The organism is Lysinibacillus sp. G4S2 (assembly GCF_030348505.1).
GTDB lineage: Bacteria > Bacillota > Bacilli > Bacillales_A > Planococcaceae > Lysinibacillus.
Genome location: NZ_JAUCFJ010000002.1, coordinates 4,504,756 through 4,520,548 on the forward strand (window position 1 = coordinate 4,504,756; position 15,793 = coordinate 4,520,548).

Genomic DNA, 15,793 nt, shown 5'->3' on the forward strand with positions numbered 1-15,793 from the left:
TAAATCATTTTTTTATTTAATGATCTTGAATTTCAAATCTCTTAATCGTAAAATCAGCTTTCCTAATTTTGAATCTGTGAGATAGCCATAATAGACCTCTACTTCTTGTCCACCAAAGCCTACCTTGAATTCGTTAATTTCCTCCTTGTTCGTTACTGCGCCGAAATCATAGCGTGCGTAGCCTTTGCTTCGGAACATCATGATATTTTCCCAAAGTAAATACCGATTGGCGAAGCGGATTTGTTGCTTTAAATCTGGTCTATCCTTGATCCAGACAGCGGTACCTGTATATAAATTAAAGACGATATCTTCATCGACAATGTAAAGCCGATAGCACAGTGCTTCACCTTTGTCGTTTTGAAGCTTTGTATAGACGAGTGCGCCTTTTTCACGAAGTAGTTTCAAGGTTTGCATATGAAACTTTTGAACGCGATCTGTATTTTTTATTTTGGCGAAGGCGTTGTAAAATTGCTGGAATTCCAATAGTTCTTGATCAGAAGGATTTTCTTTTACAATGACCTCATAGGGCTCTTTTTTGGCGCGACGTAGCATATAGCGATTCATTTTTGATAAATTGGCTACTAGGATTTCTTCATCTTGCTGTAGCATGATTTGCAGTGTCTTTTGAGTTTGGAGCGATTGTACAGGTCGCTTTGTTTGATGGTAGCAAACTAGCTTTTTTCTTTCACTGGCATTATTGCGTTCTTCGGCAAAATAAATGTGCTCTATGTTCATAAACATAAATTTTCGTCCTATTGTAAGAATGTTCATTTCCCCCTATATGCGGTAAAGTTGTTTATCCTTTATTATATTTTTAAATCGACGTCCTTTAGAACAAGCCCTGAAAATTCTATCCATCCACCTCACACAACCCACATACAAAAAGCTCACCATCCGAAAATAGTGAGCTTTCTAACAATCTATTATTATTGGTTTTTCGATTTGAAGGCGCGTTCCATGTCGCGTTTCGCTTCTTTTTTGCGCATGTCGTTACGTTTGTCGTAATCTTTTTTCCCTTTGCCGACGCCGATTAATAGCTTGGCGTAGCCGTCTTTAATGTACATTTTTAATGGGACAATTGTGTAGCCATCACGTTTTACAGCACCGACTAGCTCGCCAATTTGCTTTTTATGGAGCAGCAATTTGCGGGCGCGTAGTGGGTCGTGATTGAAACGGTTGCCTTGTTCGAATGAGCTGACATGCATATTGTTAATCCATGCTTCACCGCTGCGGATTTGTACATAGGATTCTTTTAGTTGGACCCTTCCTGCACGGATGGATTTAATTTCTGTGCCCGTTAGCACCATGCCCGCTTCGATTGTGTCTTCAATGAAGTAGTCGTGCCCGGCTTTTTTGTTTTGTGCTAATACTTTCCCAGTACCTTTTGCCATATAAATTCACCCTCTACTTAAAGGTTAGCAGGGAGTACCTGCTTTATTATTGATTAAGCGAAAGCACCAGTAAAGTGATATTGGTGCTTTCGCCTTTCTTTTATTTACGTTTTGATTTTTTCTTTTTGCCTTTTTTTGCAACGCCTTCGTAGAATTTCTGCTTTTGCTTTACGCCTTTTTTAGGGCCTGGGCTTGAGCCATCTTTGCGGCGTCCTCGTGGATCACAGTCGCTTTCACGTCGCTCTCCTTGTCCGCCTTGTCTTTCTTCAGTGCGACCACTACGACTGCCACGTCCGCTTCTTTCATCTTCGTTGCGACCACTGCGACTGCCACGTCCGCCTCGTTCTTCTTCGTTGCGTCCGCCTCTGCGATTGCCACGACTACTACGTTCGCCCTTGTTCTCGCTATAATTTTTACGTGCGTGAATAACAGTTGGTGCTGCTTTTCGAGTTCGTCCATACGACGTTACCATTCCGACGATTTCAAAGTCAATCGATGACTCCTCAATAATAACATTTGCTACACGTACTGTTACTTCATCCCCGATACGGAATTGACGATTTGTACGTTCACCAATCATAATCATTTGACGGTCGTCAAAACGATAGTAGTCATCTGTCATATTGCTAATATGAACAAGTCCTTCGATCGTATTTGGAAGCTCCACGAAAATCCCGAAGTTTGTAATAGACGATACGATCCCTTCAAACTCCTCACCAATTTTATCGGACATATATTGTGCTTTTTTCAGCGCATCCGTATCGCGCTCTGCATCGACAGCACGGCGTTCACGCTCTGACGTATGATCCGCAATTTCATCCATTGCCATGCCCCACTGTGCAACTGTTTCTCTCGACGTATCTTTATTAATTAAATACGTTCGAATTAAACGATGCACGATTAAGTCCGGATAACGGCGGATTGGTGACGTAAAGTGTGTATAGAAATCTGTTGATAAACCAAAGTGACCTAAGCTTTCAGGATAATATTTTGCCTGTTGCATCGAACGTAGAAGCATTGTTGAAATAACAGGCTCCTCTGGCATGCCTTCAATGGCTTTTAATACATCTTGTAGTGCTTTCGGATGTACCGTGTTTCCAGTACCTTTTATTAAAATACCGAAGTTCGTGACAAATTCAAAGAAGCGTTGTAGCTTTTCTGGCTTTGGATCTTCGTGAATACGATAAAGGAACGGTACATTCATCCAATGGAAATGCTCTGCTACTGTTTCATTGGCCGCTAGCATGAAATCTTCAATTAATTTCTCAGCTACTGTACGTTCACGTAATTCAATATCGATTGGCCAGCCATCTTCGTCCACGATCACTTTAGATTCTTTAAAGTCAAAGTCAATAGCACCACGCATTTCACGTTTAGTACGTAAAATGTTTGACAGCTCAGCCATATGTTTAAACATTGGTACTAGTGGCTCATAGCGGGCCATTAACTCCTTGTCCTGCTCCTCTAAAATCTTGTATACGTCTTTATATGTCATACGTTCTGTCGTTTTAATGACACTTTGGAAAATTTCATGTGAAATGACATTACCATTTGCATCAATAATCATTTCACAAGACAGTACTAAACGGTCAACCTGTGGATTTAATGAACAGATGCCATTCGATAGTCGATGTGGAATCATCGGAATAACGCGGTCTGTTAAATATACACTCGTCGCACGATCATAAGCTTCGATATCTATTACAGAGCCTTGAGTTACATAATAACTAACGTCTGCAATATGTACGCCTAGTTTATAAGTACCGTCTACGTTTTTCGTTACGGTTACAGCATCATCCAAGTCCTTTGCATCAGCACCATCGATTGTCACAATCGTTTCATGACGTAAATCACGGCGACCTTCTAAATCTGCCGCTGTAATTTCATCTGGCACACTTTGTGCAACAGCAACCACTTCTTCTGGGAATTCAGGTGGAATGTCATGCTTATATAAAATAGATAGAATGTCAACACCTGGGTCATTTTTGTGCCCTAAAATTTTCGTAATATAGCCTGTAGCTGATTTTAAATCCTCTGGCCAAGTAGCCACCTCAACGACAACCTTGTGTCCGTCGACAGCTCCTAACGTATCACCTTTAGCAATGAAAATGTCCATCGGTAGTTTTTTGTCATCTAACACAACAAAGCCAAAGCCTCGATTTGCTTGGAACGTCCCGACAAAGCTTGTTTGTCCTCGTTCTACTACCTTTGTCACTGTTCCTTCACGGCGATCGCCGAATGATTCCTTTAACACACGGATAAGTACGATATCACCGTTTATTGCACCGTTTACTTCATGCGGTGGAATGAAAACATCATCCATCCCTTCAATATCAGGTGTAACAAAGCCGAAGCCTTTCGCATGCCCGATAAATTTACCTCGCAGTAAATTCATACGCTCTGGCAAGCCATAACGATTAGAGCGAGAACGAACAACTAAACCTTGCCCCTCCATACGCACTAACGTTTTCACTAATTCTTTAAATTCGTCAGCATCCTCAAAGCCAAATACGTCCTCGATTTCGCCAACTGTTAATGGTTTATAATCTTCTTCACGGAAAAAATCGAGTAACCGACTTTGTAGTGAATTTTTTTGGTCTTTCATAATTTCCCTCCTTCATGAGAAAATCCTTCTTATGTTTTATTGTGCCCAATTTAGGCTTTCTAAAAAGTGATAAATATCTTCATGTAACTGATCTTTTTCTTGATCTAACGTAATAACATGCTTTGAGTTTTCATACCACTTGATTTGTTTTTCAAGTGACTCAGTTTGATTATATATAATGTTGGCAGATTCTGTCTCAATTACCTCGTCATTTGTCGCTTGTACGACAAAAATTGGTGCATAAATCATGTCAATTTGCTGACGCGTCTGATCAATAAATTCTCGCAACTCTTGTAAAGATGGCATGCCCTTTTCAGCAATTAACGAAACTTCAGCTTCGATTTGCTCTTCATCTTTACCTTGGAACTTTTTATAGTCCCTTGCATATTTCAGGACACCTTCGAACATAATGTCCGTTGTGCGCATCGTCATCGGGGAACACATCGTCACGATACCTTTAACTGGGTTATTCAGCGCAACGTTTAAAGCCATCACACCACCCAACGACAATCCAGCCACAGCAATTTCCTGATAGCCCGCTTCCTGTAGCTGTTTGTACGCAGCTATGACATCCTGCCACCAATCAGCAGGACCTGTTGTAATAAGTTCCTCCGGTTCCACACCGTGACCTTTATAATGAGGCGCTAATGTAGTATACCCTTTTTTCTCTAAAAACCTACCAAGCATTCGCACATCCGCCGAGCTTCCTGTAAACCCATGCAGTAATAAAACCGCTCGTGATCCTGCTTGAAAGAAAAAAGGCTGTGATAATGATTTTTTCATCGCGAGCTCTCCTTCATCCTAATACATACTATAACCATTATAGCCATACTGAAGCTTCCTCAAAAGCTTTGGCGATTGTTACTTTTTTTATGAGGTTTTATCGGTTAATTTGATGGGTCTTTTTGGCATTTTGATGGTCTTTCCGGCATTTTGAGGATTCTATCCGTCATTTTGGCTCTTCTATCCACGATTTTGATGGTTCTATCCACGATTTCAATGGTTCTATCCACGACTCTAGCTTTTCCATCTATCATTTTGCGATTCGCGGGTATTCGCCTTGCTTTCGCGGGTATTGCTCTGCTTCGCGGGTATTCACCCTGCTTCCGCGGGTATTCGCCCTGCTTCCGCGGGTATTGCTCTGCTTCGCGGGTATTGCTCTGCTCCGCGGGTATTCGCCTCGCTTTCGCGGGTATTCACCTCGCTTCCGCGGGTATTCGCCTCGCTTCCGCGGGTATTCGCCTTGTTTCGCGGGTATTGCTCTGCTTCGCGGGTATTTGCTTCGCTTCCGCGGGTATTCGCTTCGCTTTCGCGGGTATTCACTCCACTTCCGCGGGTATTTCCCTCCCCCGCGCGGGTATTCACTTTACTGAACTAACTATGTATTGGCGTCCAAATAATTAGCACCATAAAAGAAAACGCCCAACCAGTAAGGTTAGGCGATATATCTTCAACTATTAGATTTTTGTAATAGCGAGTGCTAAAATAAAGAATAATATTGCTAACACAACTGTTGCACGGTGAAGGATTAGATCCATACCACGTGCTTTTTGCTTTCCAAATAGTTGTTCAGCTCCACCCGAGATGGCACCTGACAAGCCTGCACTTTTACTAGATTGAAGTAATACTACAACGATCAACGCTATTGATACGATTATTAATGAAACTAATACTACTGTATGCATCCACTGCACCTCCCGAACTTCGAACATCACAACAAATCACATTATAACAAAAAAAGGTTGCCTTGACAAACTGAGATTAATAAATAACCTTATTTTTCCCATTTAAGTTATTTTTAAACCCTTTGCCATAACGCGAGATTGATTACCGTTCCGACTGGGGCGTCCGATAAGCCGCTTAAGCCAACACGATGTTGGTCACGAAGGCGTTATCACAGGATGTGATGCTCTTAGCCTTCGTCCTCTTCTGGCTCGCTCCATAGTCTCATCTATAACGCTGATCCCCAAGGAGTCGCCCAGTCGGAACGAAGATCAATTTTTAATATAAATGTCATTCCCATCTATTGGTGAAGAATTTAGTTTTACAAAAAATAGATAACACCTCCTTAACGCATTAACCTATAATAGTTAAAAATGTAATAATAATGGAGGTACATATGAAGAAGTATATGTGGCTGATTTTTTTGCTCATTCCTTTAAGCTTGCTTACTGCTTGTTCAGCTACTTTTAAGGCAATCAATGCACTAGTAGACGAGGAACCTGAATCGCAAGAAGAAGCCTTTACAGAAGACAAGCAACCTGCTAGCAAAGCGCCATCCGCAGATTTTTCAACAGATGATCTTTTTTCAACGACATTATTCAAAAAAGATCCTGCCTTGCTTCAATTTTCAAAGATCATCGAAAAGCGAATATCAAAATTCGAGCCAAACTTTAAAGTATTATATAGAGGAAAATTAGATTGGGATACACTTAAAGTACAGCTAGATGATATAAAAAGCTTAATTTCCTTTGTTAACCCTTATACTGCAGGTTATATCGACAGTTTCACATGTGAAGCAATAGAAACGGATAACGGGTACTTAATCGAATTTAATTTTACATATTTCTCAGATGCCGAGAAAGAAAAGTTAGTTGATTCTTATGTTCAAGAATTTACTAATTTGTATATTACAAATGACATGGATGACTTTAGTCGTGCTAAAACCATCAATGACTATATCGTACAACTAGCTACTTATTCTGGAGAAAGTGAGACTTATGGTCAAACAGTTTATGAATTAATCAGTAAAGAAACTGGGGTTTGTCAAGCTTACGCATTACTAGCCTATCGTTTATTTTTAGCGGCTGGTCTCGATGTTAAATACGTTTATGGCTACAGCGATAATCAGCTTCATGCATGGAATTTAGTAAGTATTGACGGTAATTGGTATCATATTGATACGACTTGGAATGATGTCGATCCTAATGAGCCTTATGCTATTTCCTACGCATATTTTTTAGTGAATGACGAAAAACTAAGTGAAGATCATCTATGGGTAAGGGAAAACTATGTTGTTGCTACAAGTAATGCTTACGATTTTATGCATGATATGTGGTACGCAGATACTGTTGGCAACGTTATTTATTATACTAGCATAACCGACAGCATGGTATACGCTTATGACATAGCAACAAAACAAACTGCACAAATTACTGAATCAGCCTGCTACTACTTAGCTGCTGATGACAATGCGGTTTATTGCAGTGATTATGATAATGCAGGCTATTTAACAAAAATTAATGTAAACAATGGCTCAGAGGAAGTGTTATTAGAAGAAGAAGTTCTAAACTTGTTCATTGATGAAGATGGTGTTTTACTTTATGAAACACTTGACGGTGAAGAACATTCTTTCTAGCCAAGCCATAAAATTACTGAAAGAATCTGCTAGCTTCCAGTAAGCAGATTCTATTTTTCCCCTTCAATACCACATTTTTCTCCACTTTCACTCTTAATAGCAACTTTCCTTTACACTTACTTTTTGAATTCACCTAAAGGAGGCAAATCATGAAATACTCAAAAAAATGGTGTTCATTGTTTTTTGCAAGTGCCCTTATTTTATCGTCGTTTAGTATCGCTCAACCGGAAGTACAAGCAGCTGAAGTAAAGAAGCCAACAAATGTTATTATGCTGGTGATGGATGGCAGTAGTAATAGTGCCGTTACTCTTTCTCGTTGGTATAAAGGTGAAAGCTTGGCAATGGACGAAATTTTATCAGGTGCCGTGCGTACGTACTCTGCTGAATCGGCAATTACAGACTCTGCTCCTGCCGCTACTGCATTAGCAACTGGTCATAAATCAAATGATAATTATGTCGGTGTGTTACCGTCTGTTATTAATTCACCAGGGCTAGAGCAAATTGCTAAAGAGGATGCCTTTAAACCTGTAGCCAATGTTTTAGAAGGGGCTAAACAACAGGGCAAGGCAACAGGATTGATTTCAACTTCTGAAATTCAACATGCGACACCAGCAGGATTTTCTGCACATGTTAATAATAGAAGCCAATATGATAACATCGCTGAGCAGCAAGTTTATCAAAATATTGATGTCGTATTAGGTGGTGGCTTTGAGTCTCTGGTGCCAGGCTCAACAAAAAATGCTCGTAAAGATGGCGAGAATTTAGTAGATGTCCTAAAAGAAAAAAAATATGACATCGTTAAAACACGCGATGAGCTCCTAAATAGCCATTCATCAAAAATTTGGGGAAGCTTTGCTCCAGGTGCCCTTGCCTTCGATTTGGATCGGGCTACCACAAAAGCATCTGAACCAACTCTTGCTGAGATGACGAATAAAGCAATTAATACGCTGAAAAAGGATGAGGGCGGCTTCTTCTTATTTGTAGAAGGCAGTAAGGTGGACTGGGCGGCTCATGCCAATGACACAATCGGTATCATTAGTGACATTCTATCCTTTGATGCTGCAGTGAAAGAAGCCGTTGATTTTGCAAAAGAAGATGGCAATACAATGGTCATTGCTGTTACAGACCATTGTAATAGTGGTATTTCAATGGGTAATGCCAACACGTCTAGTACTTACGCTAGCATACCTGTATCTGCCTATATCGATCCTCTGAAGAAAGCTACAATGACAATTGAAGGTGCGTTAAGCTACTTAAAAAAAGATAAATCAAATATTGTAGAAGTCGCTGCACTTTATGGATTAGATAATTTATCTAAGGGCGAGCTAGCAACATTAAAATCGACTAAAAACATCGGCAAAGAAATGGTAAAAATGCTTGCAAATCGGGCAAACATTGGCTATACAACTGGTGGGCATACTGGTGAAGATGTATTCTTATATTCATACGGGCCATCAAAAATTACAGGTCTTGTAGAAAACACAGATTTAGCACATTCAATGGCACAGTTTATGGGCTTTGATTTAAATAAGCTTACAGATGATTTATATATCCCCGCTACAAAAGAATTCAAAGAAAAAGGCTATACAACTAAAATTGACTTAGCTGACAAAGAAAACCCTAAGTTTATTGCAAAAAAAAATGATGTAACCGTTACAATTCCTGTGAATAAGAACACGTTGATGTATGAGGACACCTCAACAAAGACGACAAAGACTCATACTTTCGACACAATCAATGTCTACAACGGCACTGAATTTTACGTTTCAAAAAAAGTTTTAAATGTAATCAAATAATAAATGGGGTGCTATCATAAGTTGAGATAATTAACTGATGATAGCATTTTTCTTTTGCTCAATATGTATCGCAACAGCCCTCAAAAGATTGCCAACTCCATAATCTGCTTAATATCCCCCTTTTTCATCCCATTATTTTAGAAACGGGAGACTTTTGTAACTGCCGCTGCCACTTTCGTTTGCTGAAAGAGGTAAAAAATAATACCGACATTTTTCATTGAATTTACTTTGATTTTACTTTTATTCATTAAGCTTAATATAATGCGTTAAAAATGGTAATAATAAACAATATAAAAATTATTCGGCACATCACCAAAAGTTGTGGATAACATTTTTTTAAATATATGCCTTGTATATTAGTTGATTGGAGTAGGGGCTGGTCGTGCCCAGTCGGAACGGAAATCAACTACACGTTATGGTGTGTTCATCCATTAAGCGAGCGTGCAATAACGCAAGGAAGTTTATCGTTCACGACCTTTTACCAAAAGTTAGGAATGACATTTATTAAAACGTATGTTATTTATATAAGTTGAGCGGAATGGAGACTGAGCGACTCCTTGGGGATTAATCCTGAAGCGAGCCTATCAGAGGAACAAGGCTAAAAGGTAGGGCGTCCCACGGAAAACGTACAGTTGGAAACGAAAATCAATCACTCGTTATGTTATGAGCCGGCAAATTAAGTTGGAAAAACGACAATAATAAACCAATTTCTTTTCTTCCATTTTAACTAACTTTTCCAAAATCTTAATTTTACCTTAAACTTTTCTTATGATTTAATGAATAATTTAAAATTCGGCAACATTTTTCTCCACTTTCCGTCAAAACAGTGATAAAAATTTAATAAAAGGAAAAAAGGTTACTAAAAATAACTTGAAAAAATATGTATTTTTTTAGTATATTTACAAAGTTATATTCTTTTTTCATTTATAATTGGAGGTGGACATATGCAATCCATCAAAAATAATGAGCTTTTTCGTTTTATAGGCTTTACGTTATTTTATTTCATCATTTTGGTGCTCTTGTTTCTTATTCATGGCTTCCATGATATGAATGCAGGACCATTTATATATACTGAATTTTAAGAAAAGGAGATATATATTATGTTAAGTATTTTAGAGGCTATTCAAAATGTGGCACACGAACATCCACATCGAACTGCATATCAAACCAATACTGATTCCTTAACGTATGGTGAGCTTTGGGACCTTTCTGATCGTGTAGCACAGTATTTAATGGCTCTTGATTTGAAAAGACAACAACCCATTGTCGTCTATGGGCATATGTCACCTTTACAAATCGTTGCCTTTTTAGGTGCTGTAAAGGCTGGGCATCCTTATGTACCTGTTGACTCGTCTACACCGTCTGAAAGGCTTCAAATCATTATAGAAGCGTCTCAGGCTTGCTTACTACTAAAGACTGAAACGTTAAACACACACCAGTCAGTTCCTGTAGCTGAGGTAAGTGATATAGTGACTCAAACTACGAATATTTCGACGCAGCCTTCAACATGGGTTCAGGATCAAGAAATTTATTATATTATTTACACATCTGGTTCTACTGGGAAACCAAAGGGTGTCCAAATTACAGCCGATAATTTAGCGCACTTTGTTGCTTGGATGCATGAATACTTCCCATTACAAGAATCTGGAGTATTTTTAAATCAAGCGCCTTATTCCTTTGATTTATCTGTGATGGATTTATATCCTGCACTCGTTAGTGGGCAAACGCTTTACGCAATTACGCAAGAGCAAATTGCTAATCCAAAGGCGTTATTCGAATCATTGGCTACTTCTGGTATTCGAGTTTGGACTTCCACACCTTCCTTTGCGAAGATTTGTTTAATGAACAAAGAGTGGCATCAGGAGTTAATGCCTTCTTTAAATACTTTTTTATTCTGCGGAGAGGTTTTACCAATATCCTTAGCAAAAGAATTAATGCAACGCTTCCCACAAGCATCTATTTTTAATTTATATGGGCCTACTGAAACAACTGTTGCAGTATCCTATGTAGAAGTAACAGCGGAGCTTATGGAGCAATTTGACCAACTACCAATCGCCCCTCTATCTGAGCCTAATCTATCCTTACTAGAAGATGGCGAGATTATAATTTCTGGTCCAACTGTTAGTGCAGGCTATCTTGGAGCACCTGACTTAACACTTAAAGCTTTCCCTACAATAGAGGATCAACGTATTTATAAAACTGGGGACGTTGGTTATGAAAAGGATGGCTATCTGTTCTTTGCTGGACGAAAGGATTTCCAGGTAAAATTGCACGGTTATCGTTTAGAAATTGAAGAAATTGAAAAACAAATCGGCAATCTTCCACCTGTTTCTAGCTGTGTTGTTATACCTATCTATAAAGATGATGAGATTGTTTCACTAAGTGCATATATTGTTCTTCGAGAACCATTAACGGACTCTGCCTTCAAAATGACGAAGCAACTAAAAGCTTTGTTATCGGATTATTTACCATCTTATATGATTCCGAAAACATTCAAATACATTGACACTTTACCTTTAAATTCAAACGGTAAAGTTGATCGTAAAGGATTGGCGGTTATGGAGACAGTATGACGCCTTATGGAAATATAGGTTTTTTCATCATCATTGGTATTATGTTACTGCCAACAATTATTTTAGGGCTACGTGGGAAATCAGCTAAACGCTATAATATCTTTATTTCGATAATCATTTTAGCTATTATTTTTGGTAACTCCCTTAACGGCTCAATTTCTCTTATACTATTTACTGTTTTTCAGTTAGTATTAATTATTGTTTACCAAAAATATCGATTACAGAAGAATAGCACTTCCGTATTCGTAATCGCTGTGCTATTGTCAATTTTGCCACTTGTACTCGTGAAGGTTCTGCCAATACTTGGTCTTAAAAATCTATTCGGGTTCTTAGGGGTATCCTACATTACCTTTAAAGCGGTACAAATGATTTTAGAAACACGCGATGGCTTAATTAAAGATAAAATTTCGGTAGTTGAGCTTGCCTATTTCTTACTGTTCTTCCCAACAGTATCATCAGGACCTATTGATCGTTGGCGACGCTTTTCTAAAGATATGCACACAGTGCCGTCTGGTCAAGACTATCAAAAGTTACTGTTAAGTGGGATCAATTATATATTTGTAGGCTTTTTATATAAATTTATTGTGGCTTATTTAATATATAACTACACACTTATTTATTTACCAAATCAAACGTATAACTATTTGACACCTTTTCAAGGGCAAATAGCGTATATGTATATGTATAGTTTTTATTTATTTTTCGATTTTGCGGGCTACAGTGCTTTTGCGGTTGGTGTCAGTCGCATCATGGGTGTTCAAACGCCTATTAACTTTAACCGACCATTCACAAGTCGTAATATTAAAGACTTCTGGAATCGCTGGCATATGAGCCTTTCATTCTGGTTCCGAGATTATGTCTATATGCGTTTCGTGCTTTGGATGACGAAGAAAAAATGGATTAAAAACAAATACACAGTTTCGTATCTTGGCTTCTTTTTACTATTCTTTTTAATGGGGATTTGGCACGGATTGGAATGGCACTTTGTTGTCTACGGTCTCTACCATGCCTTGTTAATTATCAGCTTCGATAAATTTGAACGCTGGAATAAAAAACGTAAAATTTGGCCAAAAAATAAATGGACACATGCAATAGGAGTGTTTATCACTTTTAATGCAATTTGCTTTGGCTTCTATATTTTCTCAGGAAGATTATTTTAAACAACGGCTCTGTTCATGTTAATCGCTTATAACACAGCCTAAACAATAAAGGAGATTTATAAAATGGATAAACAACAAATTTTTGAAATGCTAGTAGAGTTATGCGAGGACGATATCGTTTTAGAAAACCCAGATATCGATCTATTTGAAGAAGGACTTCTTGATTCATTCGGTACCATTAATTTATTAGTAGAAATTGAAAACCGCTTTGACATCTCAGTGCCAATTACTGATTTTAACCGTGAGGAATGGAACACGCCAAATCGTATTGCAGCGAAATTAGCTGAAAGACAATGATTAAGAAAGGCTTTATATCACTTTTAATTGCTTTTGTTCTTTTTGCTGCATTTTTGTTCTTCCCTAACTCCTGGATAAAAGCTTTTATTTCAGATGAAGATGTAGAGCAAGCAAAAACTAGTATGTCTCCGTTAGTGTTCCAGGGTATGTATTTCCAGGAGCGGATGTTGCAGGAGCCTAATTCCTTGCCTTTATATGGCTCCTCAGAATTAAATCGTTTTGACCCCTTCCACCCTTATAATTATGCGCGAGCTACGGATGCCCCGTACACGACATTTATGGTTGGGCGAGGAGGTATGCAGTCAATTACACACTTTTTAAACTTTGCTGCACAGGAGAAAAATTTAAAGGATAAAAAAATTGTATTCATCATTTCTCCTCAATGGTTTACGAAAAAAGGAATGGATGAATTACATTTTTCTCCTAACTATTCAATGTTGCATGCCTACGATTTAGCCTACAATAAGGACATTGATGAAGACCTTCGAAATCGAGCAATGAAACGACTTCTAGAGTTTGATACAGTAAGTCGTGATCAACTGTTAAAAACCATTTATGAATATAAATTATCAGATGGTAAGAAAAAACCTATTATTGGGCGTCTTGCAATGATGGCTGGTCGTGTCCAAAAGGCTATGCTAGAGAAAAAAGATTTGTATTACTCGATTTTCCCTCGAGAGTCGCATAAATTAAAAGATAAAGACGAACTAGTTACGAATCAAACATTTGAGCAACAATTGAAAAATGCTGAGGAATATGGCGAAAAACGTGTATCCAATGATTTAATGATTGAAAATAAATTTTATAAACGACTTGTAAATTCGAATTTATCTAAGTTTGAAGGAATGCGAAAGAACGAAGATTATACGAATTCACCCGAATATGAAGATTTTCAGCTAGTCATTGATGTGTTAAAGGATGCTGGTGCAAAGCCATTATTCATCTCTATTCCAGTAAATGGTCATTGGTATGACTACACAGAATACCCTGAGGAACGTCGACAAAAGTATTACGAAAAAATGAATAACATCTTAACTGATGCGAATGTTCCATATGTTGACTTCTCTGGCCATGAATATGATCCGTATTTTATTATGGATACCATTCATATTGCATGGAAAGGCTGGGTATATCTAGATCAAGAACTAGACAAATATTGGGCACAGCAAGAAGTTGTTAAATGAACGAAGAGACAGTCTAACGTGTTAATCACGAAAGACTGTCTCTTTTTTTCAAAATACTATTGTATCAAAGAAATAAAGGTGTCACTTCGACAAAACGAGGGGTTGATCCTTTGCAATTGAGGACTTTTTTGGAGGCATCGGGGCGACAGATGTTTTTTGTGCGAAAGCGCAGTGCAAACGTAGCGACAGCGACAAATGTTTTTTGTGCGAAAGCGTAAGCGAAGTTAGTCACGAAGGCTTTATCACAGTACGTAATGTTTTTAACCTTCGTTCCCCTATTCACTTCGCTGCAGGGTCTCATCTGTGACACTGATTCCCAAGGAGTCGCCCAACCTCCATCAGATGGAAGTTTATTTCGATACCTTCTTAATTTGTTATTCATATTTCATAACCCAATATTTTTCCTTTTCCCCTTCTTCGTTTACCTTCTTCCAACCATTCTTCTCATAAAATTTCAACGCTATATGATTTTCGGATACACATTTTAATCTTAACGGTTTATTCATTTTTTTAATGGAGGCATTTAGTAAGTGACCCCCTATACCTTTACCAAAGTAATTTGGATTAATAAATAAATTATGAATAAAATTATCTGGCAAGTATAATGATGCAAATCCAAGTAGATGATTATCCTCTTCCGCTACAATTATATGCTCTCCTATAGTATCTTTATCAAAATCGTCTAATGTCATTTCTTCTAAAGCCGCCCAATGGAAATTTTTACGACGCGATTCCAGATAGATTTTTCTTAATTCCGGGTAATCTAATTTATTCGCCTCTCTAATATTCAGATTCTCACCTTTTCTTTCATAATATTTATGAGTCACTATTGAACGAAAAAAGTCTAAGTTCTTCAGGATCATTGGAAAGTTGGACTAATCTTTCAAACTTCAAGCCTATTTTTTCGAGTAGCTTTGCTGAAGCGTGATTATCTTGAGTTGTGATAGCCACTATACGATTTAGCCCTAGTGTATCTAAACCATATGCCAATGTCGCTGAAGCTGCTTCATAGGCGTATCCTTTGCCCCAATACTGAGGAAGAAAAGCGAAGCCAATATCCACATCTTCTAGCGAGTCTCTTTTAACTAGACCACAAATGCCTATCGGGCTTTGATCTTCTTTTCTTTCAACTAAAAAAAAACAAAAGCCAAATTGCTCATACGTGCGCATTGCTCCATTCTTTATATATTCACGCGCATCCTCTACTGTTCTCAAACCACGATCACCAATGAACTCTAGCCATGAAGGATCATTCATTAGCTCAAGAATAAAATCTGCATCATCTGTTGTTTGTAAGCGAAGGGTAAGTCGTTCTGTTTCAAGAATTTTCATCGTATCCACTTTCCTTTTCAGTATTTTATTCTCCATTTCCTAAGCCTATTTTACACTTATATTCATAGCATACGTTTTGGTGATGAGCCAAATGAAA

General features: G+C 38.2%; 14 protein-coding genes. 7 read left to right on the plus strand and 7 right to left on the minus strand.

Going from position 1 to position 15,793, the window contains the following annotated elements:
* Positions 1 to 12: 12 nt before the first annotated feature.
* The 5 genes from QUF91_RS22995 to secG form a co-directional block, all read right to left on the minus strand.
* Positions 13 to 741 carry a hypothetical protein gene (locus tag QUF91_RS22995; RefSeq protein WP_289419469.1) on the minus strand — a complete coding sequence of 243 codons (729 nt, stop codon included), beginning with the start codon at positions 739 to 741 and terminating at the stop codon, positions 13 to 15.
* Between the two features lie 185 nt (positions 742 to 926).
* Positions 927 to 1,391 carry an SsrA-binding protein SmpB gene (smpB, locus tag QUF91_RS23000; RefSeq protein WP_289419470.1) on the minus strand — a complete coding sequence of 155 codons (465 nt, stop codon included), beginning with the start codon at positions 1,389 to 1,391 and terminating at the stop codon, positions 927 to 929.
* A gap of 100 nt (positions 1,392 to 1,491) precedes the next feature.
* Complete coding sequence (gene rnr / locus QUF91_RS23005) at positions 1,492 to 3,996, minus strand: ribonuclease R (RefSeq protein ID WP_285397282.1); 2,505 nt, start codon at positions 3,994 to 3,996, stop codon at positions 1,492 to 1,494.
* Positions 3,997 to 4,032: 36 nt separating this feature from the next.
* A complete protein-coding gene (locus tag QUF91_RS23010; protein WP_285397283.1) occupies positions 4,033 to 4,779 on the minus strand; it encodes an alpha/beta hydrolase in 747 nt (248 codons plus the stop codon).
* 674 nt (positions 4,780 to 5,453) lie between these two features.
* The gene (gene secG, locus QUF91_RS23015; protein WP_068986825.1) at positions 5,454 to 5,681 is read right to left on the minus strand and encodes a preprotein translocase subunit SecG; all 228 of its coding nucleotides are present in this window, start codon (positions 5,679 to 5,681) and stop codon (positions 5,454 to 5,456) included.
* Between the two features lie 434 nt (positions 5,682 to 6,115).
* Here secG and QUF91_RS23020 point away from each other — a divergent pair, with 434 nt between their 5' ends.
* From QUF91_RS23020 to dltD, 7 genes are all read left to right on the plus strand, one after another.
* Complete coding sequence (locus QUF91_RS23020) at positions 6,116 to 7,354, plus strand: transglutaminase domain-containing protein (RefSeq protein WP_289419471.1); 1,239 nt, start codon at positions 6,116 to 6,118, stop codon at positions 7,352 to 7,354.
* A gap of 149 nt (positions 7,355 to 7,503) precedes the next feature.
* Positions 7,504 to 9,150, plus strand: coding sequence for an alkaline phosphatase (locus QUF91_RS23025; RefSeq protein ID WP_289419472.1), 1,647 nt, complete (start codon positions 7,504 to 7,506; stop codon positions 9,148 to 9,150).
* A gap of 944 nt (positions 9,151 to 10,094) precedes the next feature.
* Positions 10,095 to 10,232, plus strand: coding sequence for a teichoic acid D-Ala incorporation-associated protein DltX (locus QUF91_RS23030; protein WP_285397286.1), 138 nt, complete (start codon positions 10,095 to 10,097; stop codon positions 10,230 to 10,232).
* A gap of 18 nt (positions 10,233 to 10,250) precedes the next feature.
* Complete coding sequence (gene dltA, locus QUF91_RS23035) at positions 10,251 to 11,723, plus strand: D-alanine--poly(phosphoribitol) ligase subunit DltA (protein ID WP_285397287.1); 1,473 nt, start codon at positions 10,251 to 10,253, stop codon at positions 11,721 to 11,723.
* On the plus strand, positions 11,720 to 12,883 hold the full coding sequence (gene dltB / locus QUF91_RS23040; RefSeq protein ID WP_285397288.1) for a D-alanyl-lipoteichoic acid biosynthesis protein DltB: 1,164 nt from the start codon (positions 11,720 to 11,722) through the stop codon (positions 12,881 to 12,883). Before dltA ends, dltB begins: the two co-directional genes overlap by 4 nt.
* 63 nt (positions 12,884 to 12,946) lie before the next feature.
* Complete coding sequence (gene dltC, locus QUF91_RS23045; RefSeq protein WP_285397289.1) at positions 12,947 to 13,180, plus strand: D-alanine--poly(phosphoribitol) ligase subunit 2; 234 nt, start codon at positions 12,947 to 12,949, stop codon at positions 13,178 to 13,180.
* Complete coding sequence (gene dltD, locus QUF91_RS23050) at positions 13,177 to 14,364, plus strand: D-alanyl-lipoteichoic acid biosynthesis protein DltD (protein ID WP_289419473.1); 1,188 nt, start codon at positions 13,177 to 13,179, stop codon at positions 14,362 to 14,364. Before dltC ends, dltD begins: the two co-directional genes overlap by 4 nt.
* A gap of 374 nt (positions 14,365 to 14,738) precedes the next feature.
* On the opposite strand, the gene QUF91_RS23055 is transcribed toward dltD, so the two are convergent.
* Both QUF91_RS23055 and QUF91_RS23060 read right to left on the minus strand, forming a co-directional pair.
* Positions 14,739 to 15,155: a GNAT family N-acetyltransferase gene (locus tag QUF91_RS23055; protein WP_285397309.1), complete on the minus strand. Its 417-nt coding sequence runs from the start codon at positions 15,153 to 15,155 to the stop codon at positions 14,739 to 14,741.
* A 25-nt stretch (positions 15,156 to 15,180) separates the two neighbouring features.
* Positions 15,181 to 15,696 (minus strand): GNAT family N-acetyltransferase, encoded by a 516-nt coding sequence (locus tag QUF91_RS23060; RefSeq protein ID WP_289419474.1) that lies wholly within the window; start codon positions 15,694 to 15,696, stop codon positions 15,181 to 15,183.
* Positions 15,697 to 15,793: the final 97 nt, after the last annotated feature.